Consider the following 18,810-nt stretch of genomic DNA (forward strand, 5'->3'; position numbering starts at 1 on the left):
GATAGGTCTGGGGTGGAAGCACGGCGACGTGTGGAGCTGACGGATACTAATCGATCGAGGACTTAACCATATTTGAAAAGGGCTTGATTACCCTGATTCATGCAGCACAATGTCTGTTTCATTCAGTTTTGAGCGAACAAAATTAATTATTTTGAAAAAACGCTTGCAATATTCAACGGACATGATATAATAGTTATTGTCTTGTGAAGATAGTCCAGTGACGATGGCGAAGAGGTCACACCCGTTCCCATACCGAACACGGAAGTTAAGCTCTTCAGCGCCGATGGTAGTTGGGGGTTCCCCCCTGTGAGAGTAGGACGTCGCTGGTCTGTTATTCCCAAAGAACATACTTAATGTATGATCTGTATTATTATTCCGCAGTAGCTCAGTGGTAGAGCAATCGGCTGTTAACCGATCGGTCGTAGGTTCGAGTCCTACCTGCGGAGCCATTTAGGAGAGCTGTCCGAGTGGCCGAAGGAGCACGATTGGAAATCGTGTAGGCGGCTAACGCTGTCTCAAGGGTTCAAATCCCTTGCTCTCCGCCAGATTTATATTTTTAACATTAATGGCCCCTTGGTCAAGCGGTTAAGACACCGCCCTTTCACGGCGGTATCACGGGTTCGAATCCCGTAGGGGTCACCATTATTTTTTCATCACTCGTAGCGTGTTGGAAAGAGCCAATTACTATTTATACCCGGAGGATTAGCTCAGCTGGGAGAGCATCTGCCTTACAAGCAGAGGGTCGGCGGTTCGAGCCCGTCATCCTCCACCATTAATTTATTTTCATAACTATTGTCGCGGGGTGGAGAAGTGGTATCTCGTCGGGCTCATAACCCGAAGGTCGCAGGTTCAAATCCTGCCCCCGCAACCAAATTTTCATGACGATGCGAAATGAATATCTGTCTTGCAAGCCGACAGTTCAAGCTCATCTTTATAGTAATACTTCATATTGTTGTCGCGGGGTGGAGAAGTGGTATCTCGTCGGGCTCATAACCCGAAGGTCACAGGTTCAAATCCTGTCCCCGCAACCAAATGGTCCCGTGGTGTAGCGGTTAACATGCCTGCCTGTCACGCAGGAGATCGCCGGTTCGATCCCGGTCGGGACCGCCATTTTTTATAATATGTGGCTCAGTAGCTCAGTCGGTAGAGCAAAGGACTGAAAATCCTTGTGTCGGCGGTTCGATTCCGTCCTGAGCCACCATTTTAAATAACTTGCCGGAGTAGCTCAATTGGTAGAGCAACTGACTTGTAATCAGTAGGTTGAGGGTTCAAGTCCTTTCTCCGGCACCATACACCTATTGGTGGGGTAGCGAAGTGGCTAAACGCGGCGGACTGTAAATCCGCTCCCTCCGGGTTCGGCGGTTCGAATCCGTCCCCCACCACCAGTTATAGGGGCATAGTTTAACGGTAGAATAGAGGTCTCCAAAACCTTTGATGTGGGTTCGATTCCTACTGCCCCTGCCATTTTTTTATTTAACCTACTATCATGGCGATTGTGGTGAAGTGGTTAACACATCGGATTGTGGTTCCGACACTCGAGGGTTCGATTCCCTTCAGTCGCCCCATTTATACATCCAAAAAATCAAACTAACTATCATGGCGGTTGTGGTGAAGTGGTTAACACATCGGATTGTGGTTCCGACACTCGAGGGTTCGATTCCCTTCAGCCGCCCCATTTATAATTAAATCAAAATAGATATCATGGCGATTGTGGTGAAGTGGTTAACACATCGGATTGTGGTTCCGACACTCGAGGGTTCGATTCCCTTCAGTCGCCCCATTTATCTTTTTGGGGTATAGCCAAGCGGTAAGGCAACGGACTTTGACTCCGTTATTCGTTGGTTCGAATCCAGCTACCCCAGTTTCGCGGAAGTAGTTCAGTGGTAGAATACGACCTTGCCAAGGTCGGGGTCGCGGGTTCGAATCCCGTCTTCCGCTCCATTTTCTACGGCGGCATAGCCAAGCGGTAAGGCATGGGTCTGCAACACCCTTATCACCGGTTCGATTCCGGTTGCCGCCTCCATTTTATAAATATGGATTTTGCGAAATGAATAGTAATATGCCCGAGTGGTGGAATGGCAGACACGTCGCACTCAAAATGCGATGCCGCGAGGCGTGCCGGTTCAAGTCCGGCCTCGGGTATCAGATGAAAAAAGCACAACTTCGGTTGTGCTTTTTTTATGCTTAATTTTAATTATGATCTAGGTATTCAACATTTAATGTAAGAAGATTGAGTGGGGGAATCAATATGCCGTTAATAGAACATCAGGAATTCATACAAGCCTCTATAGAACGCTGCTTTGATCTTGCGCGAGATGTGGATATTCATACTCGTACTACAGAAAGTACGAAGGAGAAAGCCGTCGGTGGAGTTACGACAGGTTTATTGTCGGCTGGGGATAGTGTCACATGGGAGGCGGTTCATTTCGGTATAAAGCAAAGGCTGACCGCAAAAATAACAATAATGAATAGGCCCTATATATTTGAAGATATAATGGTGCAAGGTGCATTCCATTCTTTTACACATATTCATGAGTTTGTTGAGAAGGATACTGGCACCTTGATGATTGATCGCTTTCAATATAAATCGCCTTATGGACCGATTGGAGTTATCGCGGATAAGTTGTTTTTGGAAAGCTATATGAGGAAGTTTATTGTGAATCGAGCACAAGCTCTAAGACGAATTGCAGAATCTGAAGAGCAAGTGTTTCATTAATGAGAAATGGCTTGAAAATTATTATTGCTATCTATTATAGAGGGGGAAATAAGGGTTTTCCATAATGTACGCTTCGGCTACCACATGAAAGGCGCCTTCGCTGGTTTTTCCTTGGTATATTGGAGGCACCGGGAGTGTTCACTGTTATAGAATTGGGATAAGAATGTCCCATCATATACGCTACGGCGCTTGCGGATGCCTCCCGCGATAAGCCGGGCAGAAAACCACTGCCAGTCTTATCGCTTCGGCTACCGCTGTAAGACGCCTTCGCTAGATTACCTGTAATATTTATGACTGCATGATATAGTCATAATTCCTGTCTATATACTCTGCACCATTAATTTAGAATTCAATAGAAACAGTAACAATCGACTTATACGATGTACGACTCCAGCGAAGGAGCGACAAGTGTGAGCCGGAGTAATGAGACAGACAGTGATCTTCTGGCGGGCTCATTACGGAAGGCCATCACCGAGCGACGAAGCGGTATTGGAAACTACTTTCTAGTAATAATCACAAATAACTCTCATACTTTCCATTTAATCAGTGCCGAGTATATAGACTGAACTAACGATTTTCCATACTACACGCTACGGCGCCTTACAGCGGATGCCTCTCGCGATAAGCCGGGCAGAAAACCACTGCCAGTCTTATCGCTTCGGCTACCGCTGTAAGGCGCCTTCGCTAGATTACCTGTAATATTTATGACTGCATGATATGGTCATAATTCCTATCTATATATTCTGCACTATTAATTTAGAATTAAATAGAAACAGTAACAATCGCCTTATACGATGTACGACTCCAGCGACGAAGCGGTATTGGAAACTGCTAACCAGTACTAATCACAAATAGTTCACTTAATTTCTACGTGTCAAATGCTGAGTATATATAAGTATTCAATAGAAACAGTAACAATCGCCTTATACGATGTACGACTCCAGCGAAGGAGCGACAAGTGTGAGCCGAAGTCATGAGACCGACAATGATCTTCTGGCGGGCTCATTACGGAAGGCCATCACCAAGCGACGAAGCGATATTGAAAATTGCCTCCTAGTAGTAATCACAAAAAAATCACTTACTTTCCATTTGTTAAGTGCAGAGTATATAGACTGAACTAACGGTTTTCCATACAACACGCTTCGGCGCTTTGTGGATGCCTCCCGCGAGAAGCCAGGCAGAAAACCACTGCCGGTCTAATCGCTTCGGCTACCACAGGAAAGGCGCCTTCGCTGGTTTTTCCTTGGTATATTGGAGGTACCGGGAGTGTTCACTGTTATAGAATTGGGATAAGAATGTCCCATCACACATGTTTCGGTGCTTTATGAATGTGCCTTGTAAGACTGCCTCCCACGCTGTATTCATATGTTCATCATATATAAACAAAATCGCTCCTTGCCGCCGAAGCGGAAGGAGCGATTTTCATAGAGGGAGACCAGGCGATGCTACTAAGGGTTTGTCCATTGCAATTGCCTTGGTTGGTCATTGGGGATTGGTCACAAAGTAAATGGTGACGGGTCATTGGTTTGCCTGTAATTTAAATTGGATTGGTCCCCACTCCATGCCTTGGTAAGGAGTCTCACCTGACCAAGGAGTTAGAAGTATTTTGCGTCATCAAAAGCCAACACGATTGAATAGTTTTTAGCATTAATGGAATTGGATAATTTGTGTGCATCTTTTTCGGCTTGTAAAGACTTTAAACGATAGTCTTCGGGATCGAATAACGCGACCCGGTAGACAATAGTACCTTCAGAGTAGCCGTACTGGATTTCTTCCTTTTCTGACATGGATAGCTCTTTGTAAAAGCGGGCTTTAGCGCGTAATTGTGTGGCAAGTTCAATCGCTTCCACAATGGCAAGCTGTTGCCCTTGGAATTCGATTGTATGATCGATATTGGCTCGATACATCAGACGATCAAGCAAACGGCTATCTGAACGTACTTCATCCAATTCGCTTTCTACAACAGTAAGGGGACGCGGGCCGATTACGGGATTGCTGCCTTTTTCTACAGTTGTAAAGGCAACGCGTCTCATTTCAACTTCCAGCTCATGAATACGTTTTGTTAAAACACTTTTCAGTTTTACCGCTTCGGCAAGAGTTATGTTGCTCATTTAGTCATTCCCCCAATTCAGAAACAATATCAGTCTACTATAATGGAAGATTGTCCCTCGTGCAAAACATATGAACGGACGTCACCACCGCTAATGCTACTGAACATGTTGCCGCATGCCGTTGTCAGTTCAAGAGCTTCCGTGGCATCCATGGATGGGCGAAGGAAGAATACATGAAGTGCTTCGGTCGTTTCTTCTGTTACGGCGGTGCGTATAGAATCGACATATGGACTACCGAATGGGCTATAATCATCTTTTAACAGTAGAATGTTTGTTAATGAATTAAAACGGCCGTTCAATCCATCGTATCCGTCTTCATCTGTGCCTAATGTAACCGATACATCGCCGACAATTTTTTCAAGGTCGTAGATGCCTGCTGGGATTTCGTGTTGTAAGGAAAAGAAGTTGTTCAAATCGACGGCAGAATGGAAAGGATTAACATAGTTCTGCTTCTTGATTCGGCGCATGAGCGCTTCTGTGGAATGACGGTATCGATTCGGATCAGCGCCGAATGCTTTCCATACAGCGCGCCATTCTTTTATGCCTGAAAACTCGGAGACAGGCTTGTTCTCAAGTTCAAAGAAAAGTTGCTCTTGAAATAATTGTAATCGTCCTTTTAGCATTTGAGGCGATTCTGACACCGTAATTTTGGTATAATGGATAATGCCTAATTTTAATCCGGGTACAGCTTGTAAAAGATCTGTAGCCATTTTAATATTCAATAAACTCACCCTTTATATAGTTTTATTCAATAGTAGCATAATGGAGGCGATACAGTGTGAATGCTGTTCAACTGCAAAAGTCGGTTAGGGACTATGCGGAGTCAATCGGCATCGACAAGATTGGTTTTACAACAGCCGCCCCGTTTCGAGAACTGAAAAATCGTTTGAAACGGCAGCAAGAACTCGGCTATCAGTCGGGTTTTGAGGAAAAAGATTTAGATAAACGGACGGAACCTGCACTTTTACTTGATCAAGCGGAAAGTATCATAGCCATCGCTGTAGCCTATCCGTCCAAAATGGCAGATTCTCCGAGAGGTAAAAAAGGTGAGAGGCGGGGAATCTTTTGCCGTGCATCATGGGGAACGGATTATCATACAGTTCTGCGCGAGAAGTTGAGGCTTCTTGAGGGATTTATTTTGGAACACGCACCTGCTGCAAGAGTACGGTCGATGGTCGACACGGGTGAACTATCCGATCGTGCTGTCGCGGAACGGGCAGGCATCGGCTGGTCGGCAAAAAATTGTTCGATTATTACACCGGAGTTCGGTTCGTATGTGTACCTTGGTGAAATGATTACAAATATCCCGTTTGCGCCGGACGTTCCAATGGAAGATGAATGCGGTGACTGCACACTTTGCCTGGATGTATGTCCTACGGGAGCTTTGATTCAGGGCGGACAATTGAATGCCCAGCGCTGCATCGCTTTCTTAACGCAGACAAAAACACCTATTCCAGAGGAGTTCCGTACGAGAATTGGAAACCGATTATATGGATGTGATACGTGCCAGACGGTTTGTCCGAAAAACAAAGGGAAGCATAATTTGCATCAACAGGCATTCCAACCGGATCCAGAATTGGCCAAACCGCTTCTGCAACCGATACTTAGCCTGTCAAACCGTGAATTTAAAGAGAAGTTTGGTCATGTCTCCGGCTCTTGGCGAGGGAAAAATCCGATACAACGAAATGCGATTATCTCTCTAGCCCATTTTAAGGACGAGTCTGCAGTTCCTGAATTGATTGTCATGTTGGATAAAGACCCGCGGCCAGTTATTCGGGGGACAATTGCGTGGGCACTTGGTCAAATCGGTGTAGATGAAGGCTTCGCGGCAATTAAAGAAGCATTGTTGAAAGAAGAAGATCTGGACGTGCGTGCTGAATTAGAAAAGGCAACGGATAGCCGAATAGAAAAAGTTTAAGTGGAGGAAGTGTTGAAATGGTCATTCATGTTGCATTATTTGAACCGCTCATCCCAGCAAACACGGGAAACATCGCACGGACATGCGCAGGGACGGGAACGAAATTACATCTAGTAAAGCCGCTCGGTTTTTCGACGGATGATAAAATGTTGAAACGAGCAGGACTCGATTACTGGGAACACGTCGATATTACGTACCATGAAGGGATCCGAGAACTTTTTGCGGCGAATCCGGAAGCGGTATTTTATTTTTTGACGAAGCATGGAGACAATCCGCATACGGCATTCGATTATTCCGATGTATCGAAGGATATATTTTTTGTCTTCGGTAAGGAAACAAGCGGACTGCCTGAAGACATTTTACAGGAGAATAAAGAGAGGTGCCTGCGACTCCCGATGAACGATAAGATCCGATCGCTCAACTTATCAAATACGGCAGCCATCCTTATTTACGAGGCGCTTAGACAGCAATCTTATCCAGGATTAGTATAAAAAAACGGGACAGCCAGAAGGCTTGTCCCGTTTACTTATTATTATTTTCTTTGACCAGGTATCTTAACTTTGCCAGGTTTATCATCATATCCACCCGTGAAGATTGCAGATAGGAATGCAAAGCAAACACCTATAATTAGAATTAATGTCATGTTAGGTACCTCCTGTAAATTCATTAGTAGCTACAATAAGTATACCCTATTTTTAGTGGAATTGAAATGACAGCCGGGAAAAATTGTGACAGACCGAAGAAAAATGAAACTTTCTGCTTGCTTGTCCGTAAATAATAGAACGACTTAAATAATACGGAGGTTATATAGATGAACTTTTCAACTGGCATGAAATGGGTGACAGCGATAGCGGAAGGTTTTCTGGCGATTCCACTTATCGGGGGCCTTTATGTAATTAGCTCTGGCTATTCTATACTAGGAATCATGTTTGTTTTACATGCCATTACGTTACTTCTTTCAATTCGGGAAGGGCAAGGGAAGGCTGCTTCAATCCTCGGTCTTGTGACGAGCGTTGTGAGCGCCATCCCGTTTATAGGCTGGTTCATGCACCTTATCACGTCAGGAGCGCTCTTCCTGTCGGCCATCACTTCTAAACGCAGAGTAAAAGTATGAAAAAAGCCCTTCCGAGGATAAACGGAAGGGCTTTTTTATAGAGATAAGTTTTTTACTTGGATCGGTGTCTAGACTCCAGGCGCTTTTCTTAATGCGGTAAAAAGAGCAGTTGATAAGTGAATAGTACCGCGAAAATATATAAGAGGACAGGAACTTGTTTCCCTTTTCCTTTCACGACTTTTAAAAGCGGGTATGTGATGAAACCAAGAGCGATTCCTGTCGCAATACTAGACGTGAGGGGCATTGTCAAGATGACAAGGAAGGCTGGGAATGCTTCATCGAAGGAATCCCAATCAATGTCTTTAATCACGCCGATCATCAAGCTCCCAACGATTATCAAAGCAGGAGCGGTAATTGCAGACACACCTGACAATGTACTGACAAGCGGACCGAAAAATGCCGCAACGATGAAGAGGACTGAGACGGTCAGCGTTGTCAATCCAGTCCGTCCGCCTACCGCAACCCCGGATGACGATTCGATGTACGCCGATGTCGGACTTGTTCCGAACATGGATCCGATTGTTGTTGCAACAGAATCCGCAAGTAAAGCATGACGTGCACGGGGGAGTTTATTGCCTTTCATCAGGCCTGCCTGTTTTGCGACACCGATCATCGTGCCGGTGGTATCGAACAGGGTAACGATGAGAAAGGCGAAAACTACGCCATACAAACCATGTGAAATGACGTCACCAAATGCAGTAATTGGATTCCAGACAAGAATCCCTTCCGGCAAGTGAGGCAGTTTCCATAGGGCACCTTCAAATTTGAGCTGCCCTGTAATGGTTGCAACGATACCCGTCAAAATCATTCCGATGAAAATCGAACCGTAAACATTCAATGTCATAAGAATGGTTGTCACAAGAAGTCCAAACAAAGCCAACATGACAGGCGGAGAAGTGAGGTCGCCCAGCTTCACAAGGTTTGCTTCGTGGGGGGCAACAAGTCCCGACAGCCGTAAACCGATGAAGGCGATAAATAATCCTATCCCCGCCGTAATTCCAAGCTTCAAACTTTCCGGAATGGATTCGATCAGTTTTTCACGGAAAGATGTCAAGGATAACAAAACAAATAATAGTCCTGCTACGAATACCGCGGAAAAGGCGGTCATATAATCGAGTTGTCCATCAGATGCAAGCACAACCGATGTAAAATAAGCGTTCAAACCCATTCCTGGGGCGATGGCGATCGGATAATTGGCGAAAAGCGCCATCCACAGCGTACCGATAACCGCAGCGATAATCGTTGCGATAAATACTTGTTCAAACGGTACACCAGCGTCAGCAAGAATAATCGGATTGACGATGACGATATAGGCCATTGTCAAAAAAGTCGTCATACCAGCCAATACTTCCGTTTTCACAGTGGTATTATGTTTTTTTAAATGAAACAACGGAATTCTCCTTTCAGAATACGAACGAAATGAAGTACATTTACAATAATATTCGTTTTTAGGTCAAAATTCAACTCTGAAATATAATCCGGGAATTCGTAATATTCGAATGTCGCTTGTACAATTGAAGTACAAGAAACGAAAGGGGAAATTCAAATGTCAAAACGATTCACCGGAACAATTGAACTTGCAAATGGTGTGAAAATGCCGCAATTAGGACTCGGCGTCTATAAGATGACGGATTCCGGGCAGACGGTCGAAGCAATTACATACGCAATAGAAACAGGATACCGCGCCATTGATACGGCGGCAATCTACGAGAACGAAAGAGAAACCGGGGAGGCAGTCCGTCATTCTGGTGTTCCACGGGAAGAGCTGTTCATTACATCGAAAGTATGGAATACCGATCAAGGATACGACTCGACATTACGTGCATTCGAGGAATCATTAGAGAAACTGGGTCTCGATTATTTGGATTTATATTTGACGCATTGGCCTGTGTCCGAAAAGTATGTTGAAACGTATAAAGCGATAGAACGGTTGTATGATGAAAAACTCATTCGAGCCACGGGCGTCTCCAATCATCATGCCCATCACCTAGAAAAAGTCTTCGTAAAAGCAAATGTCGCTCCGATGGTGAATCAGATTGAGCTTCATCCGCATCTAACACAGGAATCGCTGCGGGCATTTTGTAAAGAGAACGGCATCGCCGTGACTTCTTGGTCACCGCTTGCACGCGGAAAGCTGCTTGCAGAACCGACGCTTCTTCATATCGGCGAACATTACGGAAAAACACCTGCCCAAGTAATCATTCGTTGGCATTTGCAAAATGATCTTATCGTCATACCGAAATCAGTGACGCCTGAACGAATCCGGGAAAACAGTGAAGTTGCTGATTTTGAATTATCATCCGAGGAAATGGCTTCAATTAATGAACTTAATCGTAATGAGCGGGCGGGTACTGACCCGGATACGTATTAATATTGAGAATAGTTAAGTTGAAATAAAGAACCCCATTGAATCCGCTTGGCGCTTTGGGGATGCCTCTCGCCGTAAGCCTGGATTAGGCGCTTCGCATCCAGTCTTACGGCTTCGGCTACCCCTTTGCCGCGCCTTCGCTAGGGTGTTCATTATCGAAAGGGTCATGATTTTGAGATGTATTGGCTGAGATTATAATGTGATTACTAGTTGATACTAATTTAATTCAAGAAAGAAGCACTACAGGTGCAGGTTTAATTCCCGATAATGAAATGTGCTTTCTTACATAGACCATCCAGCGCAGGCGCGACTTCGTGGTAGCCGGAGCGATAAGACTGAAAGTGGTCTTCTTTCTGGCTTATCGCGGGAGGCATCCACAAAGCGGCGAAGCGTGTATTATGGTCAATCCTAATTCGATTCTATAACGGCGGACTTTTTCAGTGACCTCCCCTAAGCCTAGCTGCTGCGCTACTAGTCTTACGTCTTCGGCTACCCGGTGTCCAGTCACTGACAAAATTCATGTCCTAGGAATTTTGTCAGCAGCTGGCACCGAATAGCGCCTTCGCTTGGTTTATATAGTTTTTAATTTGTTCAATAAATATAGAAATGCCATAGAGAAATAATCTCCATGGCACTTTTTTACCTATTTCATTTCAATAAGTGTCTGTTCTTCTGTAAATGGGTGAATGAATGATACCGCGGTTGCGGTTAACCGGTACTTTCCATCTTCCGTTTCGCTGCCCTCATAGAGTGTATCGCCTGTAACGGGATGTCCGAGATGCGACAAATGTACGCGGATCTGGTGTGTGCGTCCCGTCTCAAGATCTGCTTCGACAATTGTCGTATTCTCTTTGCGTTCAATCATCCGGAAGTTTGTAATGGCAGATTGGCCGGACATTGAAACAAGTCGTTTTGCCGGATGATGGCGGTCCCGCCCGATCGGGAGTCTGATTGTGCCTTTAGGCCTTTTCAAGTAGCCATCCACTTCCGCAATGTATTTCCTTGAAATATCGTTGTTTTCAATCATGCGGTCGAAAAGTGATTTTGAAATCGGATGCTTCGCAATGAGAACAACGCCCGAAGTTCCTTTATCAAGGCGATGGATATGCTCTGCATAGTCACCGCCATTTTTTTGAACATATGCCATGACGGCATTCATCAGTGTCCCGGTGTCACGCGGTCCATCGGGGTGCGTTGATATGCCGGCAGGTTTTACGACAGCCAGGATATGTTCGTCCTCAAAGAGGACGGTTAATTCAACATTATCGTCAGGTACATATGTTGACGTTGCATCGGGAAAGGTAAATACCAATTCGGTACCTGCCGCCAGTGGACCTTTCCAATCGTCTACCGGCTCGCCTTTTGCATCCAGCACACTTTTCGCCATACGCATAAGGTGGACCGTCTTTTTCCCGCCTAGCCATTTGTCTTTGAGCAAATGCTCGACCGTCATATTATCTTCTTGGGTTTTATAATGAAATAACGCCATTCAAATCATTCCTTCCTGTACGTTCATCATTACTTACCTTCGAATTCATTGAAAAATGCACGGATATTCTCTTCCGGCTGTGCGCCGACCATCCGTCCTACTTCTTTTCCGTCCTTGTAGTGGATGAGTGCAGGCCATGATTCGATTTTATACTCCGTATCCATTCCAACTCTATCGCCAAATTCAAGCATATTGTATTGCTGTACATTGACACCCATCTCTTTCGCTATTGGCATCATGACAGGCGTCATTTGCATGCAATATTGGCATTCCGGGTGGAAATAGTATGCGGTCACCGATTTACCGTCCTCGATTTGTTTGAAAAGGGTATCCGGCAGGACGATATTGTTGTAGTTTTCATCACCGATCAAATCGATTGTCGGTTGTGCAAGGTTTTTCGTTCCGTATGGATTGTCTTTCAGCTTCGACTCATTCGATTTGTTCGACAGTACGACGACAAGAACGAAGATGGCGATAATGACACCGCCGATGATCAATAATTTTTTCATGTTACTTCGACTCCTTCTGCCATTTCATCATGAAAAGGCTTGTGATAAAGATGACTAGAAATGCTGTAAGCGCCAAGAAAGGAATGGTGATAAAACCAAGATAGTTAATGTACTGTCCGGTGCAAGATACATTCCCGCATGCCGGCGCGCTATCACTTAGAAAACTGAGCTTTTGAATTCCGTAATGATAAAGGGAAATACCTCCTCCTACAACAGAGAAAACTGCTGTTGTCAAAGCGATCCGTGCATTTTTTTGGAACAGGGCAACGCCTGAAATAAGGACAATTGGATACATCAGAATCCGCTGGTACCAACAAAGCGTACAAGGCTCATATCCGCGCACCTCTGAAAAGTATAACGAACCGAGCGTCGCAACCAATGAAACAGTCCAAATAAAAATGAGACCGTTTTCCATACGTTTTTGCATTTTATCAACTCCCGCTTGTGGAACTACATATACACTTGATTATAGGGGGTCGTATTAAGCAAGTAAAATATTATTAACTGTAGGGACAGTACGATATACTGAAGAGAAACAGGTGGGAAGAGGTGTATCGAATGAGCGAAGAATTTGATTTGTCTGAGTTTGAAATAAGCATGGTTATTCGTCAGATGGAGTTTAGTGATATAAAGAAGCTTTTAAGTATGCAGGAATTATGTTTTCCCGGGATGGAACCTTGGGAAGAGGGACATCTGAAAAGCCATTTGGAGACTTTTCCAGAAGGGCAGATGGTGGCTGAATTGGATGGGGAAATTATCGGTTCATGCTCCAGTCTTATCATCAACTTCGATGAGTATGACGATCGCCATACATGGGATGATGTAACGGATGAAGGATATATTACAAACCACAATCCCGACGGCTATAATATGTACGGCATTGAAGTGATGGTGCACCCCGACTACCGTCGCATGAAGGTCGGGCAGCGTTTGTACGAAGCGAGAAAAGAGCTTGCAAGAGAGCTCAATCTGAAGTCGATCATCCTTGGCGGCCGAATTCCGAACTACCATAAATTCGCTGAAGAAATGTCGCCGCGTGAATATGTAGATTCTGTGTCGCGCCATAAAATCTATGATCCTGTACTGACATTCCAGCTGATGAACGATTTTACATTGATGCGTGTCAATCCGAACTACTTGCCGGACGACAAAGCGTCTAAGAAATATGCAACGCTTATGGAATGGAACAATGTTGATTATAAACCGGTGACGAAGCGCCATTTCAAAACAAGTTATCCTGTACGGATTTGTGTCGTCCAATACTTGATGCGTAAAATTTCTTCGTTCGAAGAGATGGCTCATCAGTGTGAATACTTCGTTGACGTCGCATCCGATGCCAACTCCGATTTCGTCGTCTTCCCGGAAATATTCACGACCCAGCTCATGTCATTTATGGATGAAATATCACCGAGCCAGGCAGTTCGTAAAATGACAGAGTATACACCGCAATATATAGAGCTGTTCATGAATCTTGCAGTGCGTTACAACGTCAATATTATCGGCGGATCTCATTTTGTCGAGGAAGAGGACGAAGAAATCTATAACATCTCCTATTTGTTCCGCAGAGACGGTTCGATTGAAAAACAATATAAGATTCACATCACTCCAAACGAACGGAAATGGTGGGGAATCAGTGCCGGGGATGCGGTGCGCGTGTTCGATACAGACTGCGGGAAAATCGCAATCCAAATTTGCTATGACATTGAATTCCCAGAATTGGCACGTATTGCGACAGATGCGGGTGCGAATATTATCTTCACACCGTTTTGCACGGAAGACCGCCAAGGCTATTTGCGTGTACGGTATTGTGCACAAGCACGGGCGGTGGAGAATCAAATATATACCGTCATATCCGGAACGGTCGGCAACTTGCCGCAGACGGAAAATATGGACATCCAATATGCCCAATCAGCGATATTCGCTCCGTCCGATTTCGAATTCGCTCGTGACGGCATCGTCGGCGAGACGAATGCCAACTTGGAAATGGTGCTGATTGGTGATGTTGACCTTGAAATTCTACGACGCCAACGTCAGGATGGGACGGTCAAGCAGTTGAAGGACAGAAGGCATGATGTATATCGTATTGAGTATAAGAAAGATTGAATGTGAAAAACAGCCACGTATATCGGGAAATCCGAGATACGTGGCTGTTTTGTCTAGTTTATTTCTTCTTTGAAGGATGTTTTCGCATGCTTTTCGTTATCTTTTTCCACTTATTACGTTCCTCTGCTTGCGCGGCGGAGTCCATTTTTCTCTCGAGGAATGCCAATTCTTTTTGGAGTTTCAGATAACTGGCATAGCGATCATCAGGTAAAGCACCATTGGAGAGTGCTTCCTGTACTGCGCATCCCGGTTCATTGTTATGTTGGCAATCGTTAAATTTACATGCTTCAGCAAATGCTTCCACGTCTTTAAAACCTGAATCGAGGCTCTCGCTATTGTCCCAGAGCTGGAATTCCCTCATGCCGGGCGTATCGATAAGTACACCGCCATCTGGAATCTTAACAAGTTCCCGATGGGTCGTAGTATGCCGGCCTTTATCGTCATCATCACGGATATCTTGAACAACCATCGTTTCTCCGCCGCAAATGGCGTTGGTGAGGGATGATTTTCCTACACCTGAAGAACCTAATAACGCCGCAGTTTTACCGTCTTTCAAAAGTGCAGTCAGTGCATCAATGCCTTCACCTGTGACGTTACTCACCGCAAAAACATCTGCACCCAATGCTATATTGCGTGCTTCTTCAATATAATGGGAAGGATCATCGCACACGTCTTTCTTGGTCAGCACGATGACGGGAATTGCACCAGAATCATAGGCGGCAACCAGATACCGTTCCAATCGTCTTGCATTGAAATCTTTATTCATCGACATGACTAGAAAAACGATATCAATGTTTACCGCGATTATCTGTTCAACAATCGTCGTGCCGGCCGCTTTCCTGGAGAACAGCGATGTTCGCGGTAAAATGGCATGGATGATGCCGCGTTCTTCGCCCGGCATCCTTTCCACTGCGACCCAGTCGCCGACAGCCGGGAAATCCCGTCGATCATCGGCTTCATATTGCATTGTCCCCGAACAAACGGAAAGCCACTCACCTTCGTTTGTAACAACACGGTACATTCTTTTATGTTCGAGCGTGACCCGTCCAGGGACGCATTTCTTTACTTTTAAGTTTTCGTTCAACTCTTCCCAATTCGCTTCGTGGGATGTATTCCAACCGTACTCGTTTATAGAAATCAATTTGTTTTCCTCCTATTATGTGCATACTTGAATAGCGCAAGGTGCCCACTTATGCCCTGAGCGTCTGGCACCTATGGCTAGACAATAAAAAGCCGTGAGTCCTGATCGGACACCACGGCTTTCACGCGCATAACAGAATAAGCATGCTTAAGATGAAAGCATGGCAGGTGAAAGTATGGGTCCGATCGAATTTACAATAGGTACAATGATAATAACCATAAAACTTCACCTGCTTTCTGTAAGATGAATTAATACTATCAAAACGAAATAAATAAGTCAATACAGATTTTTCAATCAATGGATAGAAGACAACATACCGAGTAAAGAAAACAAAGTTCTCCTGAAACTTCGCAATGAACCGGAAAAAAGAGCGACCTCCAAATAGGAGACCGCTCTGTGTTGGGATTACATCGACAATTCCGCAGCATCGTCGGTTTCTTCCGCTTCATTTTTCATAACTTCCAGGTAGAGGATGTGATGACCTTCCACATCTTTCACTGTGAATTCAAATCCTTGTTCGATGATTTTTTCACCTTGGATCGCTTCGAAGCGTTGGGTCATGAACCAGCCGCCGATTGTATCGATATCCTCTTCGTCGATTGAAGTACCAAGAATATCGTTAACATTTTCGATACGCATCTTCGCGTCAAAGATATAATGGTTTTCTCCGAGATTTTGAATATCAGGTACTTCATTCATGTCAAATTCATCTTGAATATCACCGACAATTTCTTCGAGAATGTCTTCAATCGTAACAAGACCTGAAGTTCCGCCGTACTCATCCATCAGAATCGCCATATGAATACGCTCCCGTTGGATTTTAAGGAGTAGATCGCCGATGGGCATTGTTTCAATTACATGTATGACTGGCTGCATATAGTTGGTAACTGGCTGAAAACCGGCTGTATCCGGTTCCTTAATGAAAGCGGTCAGTAAGTTTTTCATATTGACGAGACCTATGATATGATCTTTATCACCATCTGTGACAGGGTAGCGTGTATATTGTTCGACACCCATCACTTCGAATACTTCGCGTAATGTCATGTCTTTTTCAATCGTTATCATTTCGGTCCGGGGGGCCATGATTTCCTTGGCGATCCGATCGTCAAATTCGAAAATCTTATTTACATATTTATATTCGGCCTGGTTGATTTCACCGCTTTTCAAACTATCCGATAAGATCATTCGAAGTTCTTCTTCTGTATGAGCGACTTCCGATTCGGACATGGATTTGTATCCGAAAAGTTTAATAAGGAATTGAGCGGAACCGTTCATTCCTCTAATGATCGGGTAAGCGATGCGATAAAAGATGGCCAGGGGTTTTGAGAAGCGCAATGTAATTTCTTCCGCTTTTTGTATTGCAATTGATTTTGGAGCCAATTCACCTACAACCACATGTAAAAATGTGACGATTGAAAAAGCAATAATGTACGAAATGATGCTTGACGTACTGGCTGAAATATTCAAGTTCGCCCAAAGAGGTGCTAGCATGAGTTTGACAGTAGGTTCTCCAAGCATCCCGAGACCAAGGGCGGTAATGGTAATACCCAGTTGACAAGCGGATAAGTACTCGTCCAGGTTACCGACCACTTTTCTCGCAACTATTGCGCGTGGATTTCCTTCCGCGATAAGTTGGTCGATCCGTGTTGTTCTAATCTTCACAATTGCAAATTCACTCGCAACAAAAAATGCGGTGAGGGCGATCAAGACAGCAAACGCTGTCAATCGTATGGCAATTTCCAAATAATTACTTTGTTCCAAACCCAGATGAGGGGGAGAACAAAGTGTACACCTCCCGTGGTAGTAAAATCGTTAGTTAAGTCTATGATAATTTATTTACAAGAAAAAAACAATTAGATAGGCTTTTCTTTTGTATACTTGTAGGAATGACACTAGAAGGAGGACATATGAAAAAAGATAGTAGAAAGTACATAGAAATTGTTCAAGCGTCAACGAAGCTAGGGTTGACTTCGTTCGGCGGACCCGCAGCACATATCGGTTATTTCAGGGAAGAGTACGTGAAAAAAAGGCAATGGCTGGACGATAAAATGTATGCGGATCTTGTTGCACTCTGTCAATTCCTGCCGGGACCAGCGAGTTCACAGGTCGGTATTGCGATTGGATTGATGCGCGGGGGTATGCTTGGAGGGGTTTTGTCGTGGATCGGTTTCACGCTACCGTCTGTCTTATTACTGATGGGATTTGCTTGGCTTATTTCGTCGACAGGTTCATTTGACAGCGGTTGGATTAGCGGATTGAAAATTGTGGCGGTTGCTGTAGTCGCCCATGCACTGATTGGGATGGGGAAATCCCTGACACCTGACCGGCAACGAATTACAATTGCTATGGCTGCCGCGATTTTGACACTGATGATTCCGACTGCAATCGGTCAAATAGCGGTCATCATCGGGGCGGGTTTCACGGGCTATATGTTATACAGGAAAGAGGAAGCGCCGAAACCTGTAACCATCCCGCTTACATTTGGTAAACGGACCGGTATTATTGCATGGAGTATTTTTTTCGTGTTGTTGATCGGAATTCCGTTACTCCGGCCGTTTGTACAGTCGTCGTTGTTTGCGATTTTCGATATTTTCTACCGTGTCGGTTCGATTGTCTTCGGAGGCGGTCATGTCGTGCTGCCAATGCTTGAGCGTGAAGTCGTACCGGCGGGATGGATGGACGCTGAGACGTTTATTGCCGGGTATGGGGCTGCACAAGCAGTTCCTGGTCCACTCTTTACATTGGCCGGATATCTTGGTCAATTGATGGACGGACCTTTGGGGGCTGGAGTTGCAGTGTTCGCAATGTTCCTCCCATCATTTCTGCTAGTTATCGGCACACTGCCATTCTGGTCGATTATTCGTTCGAAGCCTGCAATCCAAGCAGCGCTAAAAGGAGTTAACGCGGCTGTTGTCGGTATTTTACTCGCTGCACTATACAATCCGGTGTTTGTCAGTTCAATCGGCAGTGCTGCCGATTTTGCAGTAGCTATTGTGGCGTTCACATTGCTATTCTTCTATAAATGGCCGCCGTGGATTGTCGTTTTGATTTCAGCTCTGCTAGGAGCCGTCGTGCATTTCGTATTTTAGAATTGAAAAAGTCTATATCAACCATTTTATTCATAGTCTTAAAGAAGTTTAGGGGAAATGATTATATTTTCAAAAAGTATTGACATGAAGGAAATGGAAATGATAATCTGAACATAGTTAGATACTCGAAATAGAAAGGGAGGTACGTAAAATGAAAAACGTTAACATTTCACTAAACAATTTCATACTGAAACCGTGCCTATCCGCATACTAGTTTTCTTTAGCTAATTAAATACGGGAGCGCGCTATACT

Annotated in this window: 15 protein-coding genes, 18 tRNA genes and 1 rRNA gene; 26 read left to right on the forward strand and 8 right to left on the reverse strand. The window is 44.7% G+C overall.

The genetic code is table 11. The features are described from left to right. Positions 1-213: 213 nt before the first annotated feature. The 20 genes from rrf to HDC33_RS13855 all read left to right on the forward strand — a co-directional run bounded on the left by rrf (position 214) and on the right by HDC33_RS13855 (position 2,716). Positions 214-329: ribosomal RNA gene (gene rrf, locus HDC33_RS13760) — 5S ribosomal RNA — on the forward strand. Positions 330-374: 45 nt separating this feature from the next. Then, positions 375-449 (forward strand) — tRNA-Asn (locus HDC33_RS13765). Positions 450-453: 4 nt separating this feature from the next. Continuing rightward, a tRNA-Ser gene (locus tag HDC33_RS13770) sits at positions 454-545 on the forward strand. 22 nt (positions 546-567) lie between these two features. After that, positions 568-642, forward strand: a tRNA-Glu gene (locus tag HDC33_RS13775). A 54-nt stretch (positions 643-696) separates the two neighbouring features. Next, positions 697-772: transfer RNA gene (locus HDC33_RS13780), tRNA-Val, on the forward strand. Between the two features lie 24 nt (positions 773-796). Beyond that, positions 797-871: transfer RNA gene (locus tag HDC33_RS13785), tRNA-Met, on the forward strand. An 85-nt stretch (positions 872-956) separates the two neighbouring features. Next, positions 957-1,031 (forward strand) — tRNA-Met (locus HDC33_RS13790). A 3-nt stretch (positions 1,032-1,034) separates the two neighbouring features. Then, positions 1,035-1,110: transfer RNA gene (locus HDC33_RS13795), tRNA-Asp, on the forward strand. 15 nt (positions 1,111-1,125) lie between these two features. Beyond that, positions 1,126-1,201, forward strand: a tRNA-Phe gene (locus tag HDC33_RS13800). A gap of 13 nt (positions 1,202-1,214) precedes the next feature. Continuing rightward, positions 1,215-1,290 (forward strand) — tRNA-Thr (locus HDC33_RS13805). A 10-nt stretch (positions 1,291-1,300) separates the two neighbouring features. Continuing rightward, positions 1,301-1,385, forward strand: a tRNA-Tyr gene (locus HDC33_RS13810). A gap of 5 nt (positions 1,386-1,390) precedes the next feature. Then, a tRNA-Trp gene (locus HDC33_RS13815) sits at positions 1,391-1,464 on the forward strand. Positions 1,465-1,489: 25 nt separating this feature from the next. After that, positions 1,490-1,565: transfer RNA gene (locus tag HDC33_RS13820), tRNA-His, on the forward strand. 34 nt (positions 1,566-1,599) lie between these two features. Continuing rightward, positions 1,600-1,675 (forward strand) — tRNA-His (locus tag HDC33_RS13825). A gap of 29 nt (positions 1,676-1,704) precedes the next feature. Then, positions 1,705-1,780 (forward strand) — tRNA-His (locus HDC33_RS13830). 10 nt (positions 1,781-1,790) lie between these two features. Next, a tRNA-Gln gene (locus tag HDC33_RS13835) sits at positions 1,791-1,862 on the forward strand. A gap of 4 nt (positions 1,863-1,866) precedes the next feature. After that, positions 1,867-1,941 (forward strand) — tRNA-Gly (locus HDC33_RS13840). A gap of 8 nt (positions 1,942-1,949) precedes the next feature. Beyond that, positions 1,950-2,023: transfer RNA gene (locus HDC33_RS13845), tRNA-Cys, on the forward strand. Positions 2,024-2,061: 38 nt separating this feature from the next. Further along, positions 2,062-2,142 (forward strand) — tRNA-Leu (locus HDC33_RS13850). A gap of 106 nt (positions 2,143-2,248) precedes the next feature. Continuing rightward, a complete protein-coding gene (locus HDC33_RS13855; RefSeq protein WP_179393161.1) occupies positions 2,249-2,716 on the forward strand; it encodes an SRPBCC family protein in 468 nt (155 codons plus the stop codon). 1,595 nt (positions 2,717-4,311) lie between these two features. On the opposite strand, the gene HDC33_RS13860 is transcribed toward HDC33_RS13855, so the two are convergent. Both HDC33_RS13860 and HDC33_RS13865 read right to left on the reverse strand, forming a co-directional pair. Next, positions 4,312-4,827 (reverse strand): hypothetical protein, encoded by a 516-nt coding sequence (locus HDC33_RS13860; RefSeq protein WP_179393162.1) that lies wholly within the window; start codon positions 4,825-4,827, stop codon positions 4,312-4,314. A 29-nt stretch (positions 4,828-4,856) separates the two neighbouring features. Next, positions 4,857-5,549 (reverse strand): B3/B4 domain-containing protein, encoded by a 693-nt coding sequence (locus HDC33_RS13865; protein ID WP_370457479.1) that lies wholly within the window; start codon positions 5,547-5,549, stop codon positions 4,857-4,859. A 56-nt stretch (positions 5,550-5,605) separates the two neighbouring features. Here HDC33_RS13865 and queG point away from each other — a divergent pair, with 56 nt between their 5' ends. The 3 genes from queG (at position 5,606) to HDC33_RS13880 (ending at position 7,859) form a co-directional block, all read left to right on the forward strand. Continuing rightward, on the forward strand, positions 5,606-6,745 hold the full coding sequence (queG, locus tag HDC33_RS13870) for a tRNA epoxyqueuosine(34) reductase QueG (protein ID WP_179393163.1): 1,140 nt from the start codon (positions 5,606-5,608) through the stop codon (positions 6,743-6,745). 17 nt (positions 6,746-6,762) lie between these two features. Next, positions 6,763-7,236, forward strand: coding sequence for a tRNA (uridine(34)/cytosine(34)/5-carboxymethylaminomethyluridine(34)-2'-O)-methyltransferase TrmL (gene trmL, locus HDC33_RS13875; protein ID WP_179393164.1), 474 nt, complete (start codon positions 6,763-6,765; stop codon positions 7,234-7,236). Between the two features lie 320 nt (positions 7,237-7,556). Further along, the gene (locus HDC33_RS13880; RefSeq protein ID WP_179393165.1) at positions 7,557-7,859 is read left to right on the forward strand and encodes a hypothetical protein; all 303 of its coding nucleotides are present in this window, start codon (positions 7,557-7,559) and stop codon (positions 7,857-7,859) included. Between the two features lie 88 nt (positions 7,860-7,947). Here HDC33_RS13880 and HDC33_RS13885 read toward each other — a convergent pair whose 3' ends face one another. Next, positions 7,948-9,249, reverse strand: a complete 1,302-nt coding sequence (locus HDC33_RS13885) for an NCS2 family permease (RefSeq protein ID WP_179393166.1) — start codon at positions 9,247-9,249, stop codon at positions 7,948-7,950. Positions 9,250-9,405: 156 nt separating this feature from the next. Here HDC33_RS13885 and HDC33_RS13890 point away from each other — a divergent pair, with 156 nt between their 5' ends. Next, the gene (locus HDC33_RS13890) at positions 9,406-10,230 is read left to right on the forward strand and encodes an aldo/keto reductase (protein ID WP_179393167.1); all 825 of its coding nucleotides are present in this window, start codon (positions 9,406-9,408) and stop codon (positions 10,228-10,230) included. A 640-nt stretch (positions 10,231-10,870) separates the two neighbouring features. Here HDC33_RS13890 and HDC33_RS13895 read toward each other — a convergent pair. The 3 genes from HDC33_RS13895 to HDC33_RS13905 are packed head-to-tail and all read right to left on the reverse strand — an operon-like array spanning position 10,871 to position 12,652. Continuing rightward, positions 10,871-11,716, reverse strand: a complete 846-nt coding sequence (locus tag HDC33_RS13895) for an RluA family pseudouridine synthase (RefSeq protein ID WP_179393168.1) — start codon at positions 11,714-11,716, stop codon at positions 10,871-10,873. A 29-nt stretch (positions 11,717-11,745) separates the two neighbouring features. Further along, a complete protein-coding gene (locus tag HDC33_RS13900) occupies positions 11,746-12,225 on the reverse strand; it encodes a thioredoxin family protein (RefSeq protein WP_179393169.1) in 480 nt (159 codons plus the stop codon). Position 12,226: 1 nt separating this feature from the next. Next, the gene (locus tag HDC33_RS13905) at positions 12,227-12,652 is read right to left on the reverse strand and encodes a disulfide oxidoreductase (RefSeq protein WP_179393170.1); all 426 of its coding nucleotides are present in this window, start codon (positions 12,650-12,652) and stop codon (positions 12,227-12,229) included. 131 nt (positions 12,653-12,783) lie between these two features. Here HDC33_RS13905 and HDC33_RS13910 point away from each other — a divergent pair, with 131 nt between their 5' ends. Then, entirely contained in the window at positions 12,784-14,328 is a 1,545-nt protein-coding gene (locus HDC33_RS13910; RefSeq protein ID WP_179393171.1) for a bifunctional GNAT family N-acetyltransferase/carbon-nitrogen hydrolase family protein, read from the forward strand. 58 nt (positions 14,329-14,386) lie between these two features. Here the strand turns inward: HDC33_RS13910 and rsgA are convergent, their stop codons facing one another. Together rsgA and HDC33_RS13920 are read right to left on the reverse strand one after the other, a co-directional pair. Next, the gene (rsgA, locus tag HDC33_RS13915; protein ID WP_370457487.1) at positions 14,387-15,466 is read right to left on the reverse strand and encodes a ribosome small subunit-dependent GTPase A; all 1,080 of its coding nucleotides are present in this window, start codon (positions 15,464-15,466) and stop codon (positions 14,387-14,389) included. Positions 15,467-15,874: 408 nt separating this feature from the next. Further along, positions 15,875-17,194, reverse strand: a complete 1,320-nt coding sequence (locus HDC33_RS13920; protein WP_255457436.1) for a hemolysin family protein — start codon at positions 17,192-17,194, stop codon at positions 15,875-15,877. Positions 17,195-17,376: 182 nt separating this feature from the next. Here HDC33_RS13920 and chrA point away from each other — a divergent pair, with 182 nt between their 5' ends. Then, positions 17,377-18,558 carry a chromate efflux transporter gene (gene chrA / locus HDC33_RS13925; protein WP_255457437.1) on the forward strand — a complete coding sequence of 394 codons (1,182 nt, stop codon included), beginning with the start codon at positions 17,377-17,379 and terminating at the stop codon, positions 18,556-18,558. The last annotated feature ends 252 nt before the right edge of the window (positions 18,559-18,810 follow it).

Source organism: Sporosarcina sp. JAI121 (assembly GCF_013408665.1).
Taxonomy (GTDB): Bacteria; Bacillota; Bacilli; order Bacillales_A; family Planococcaceae; genus Sporosarcina.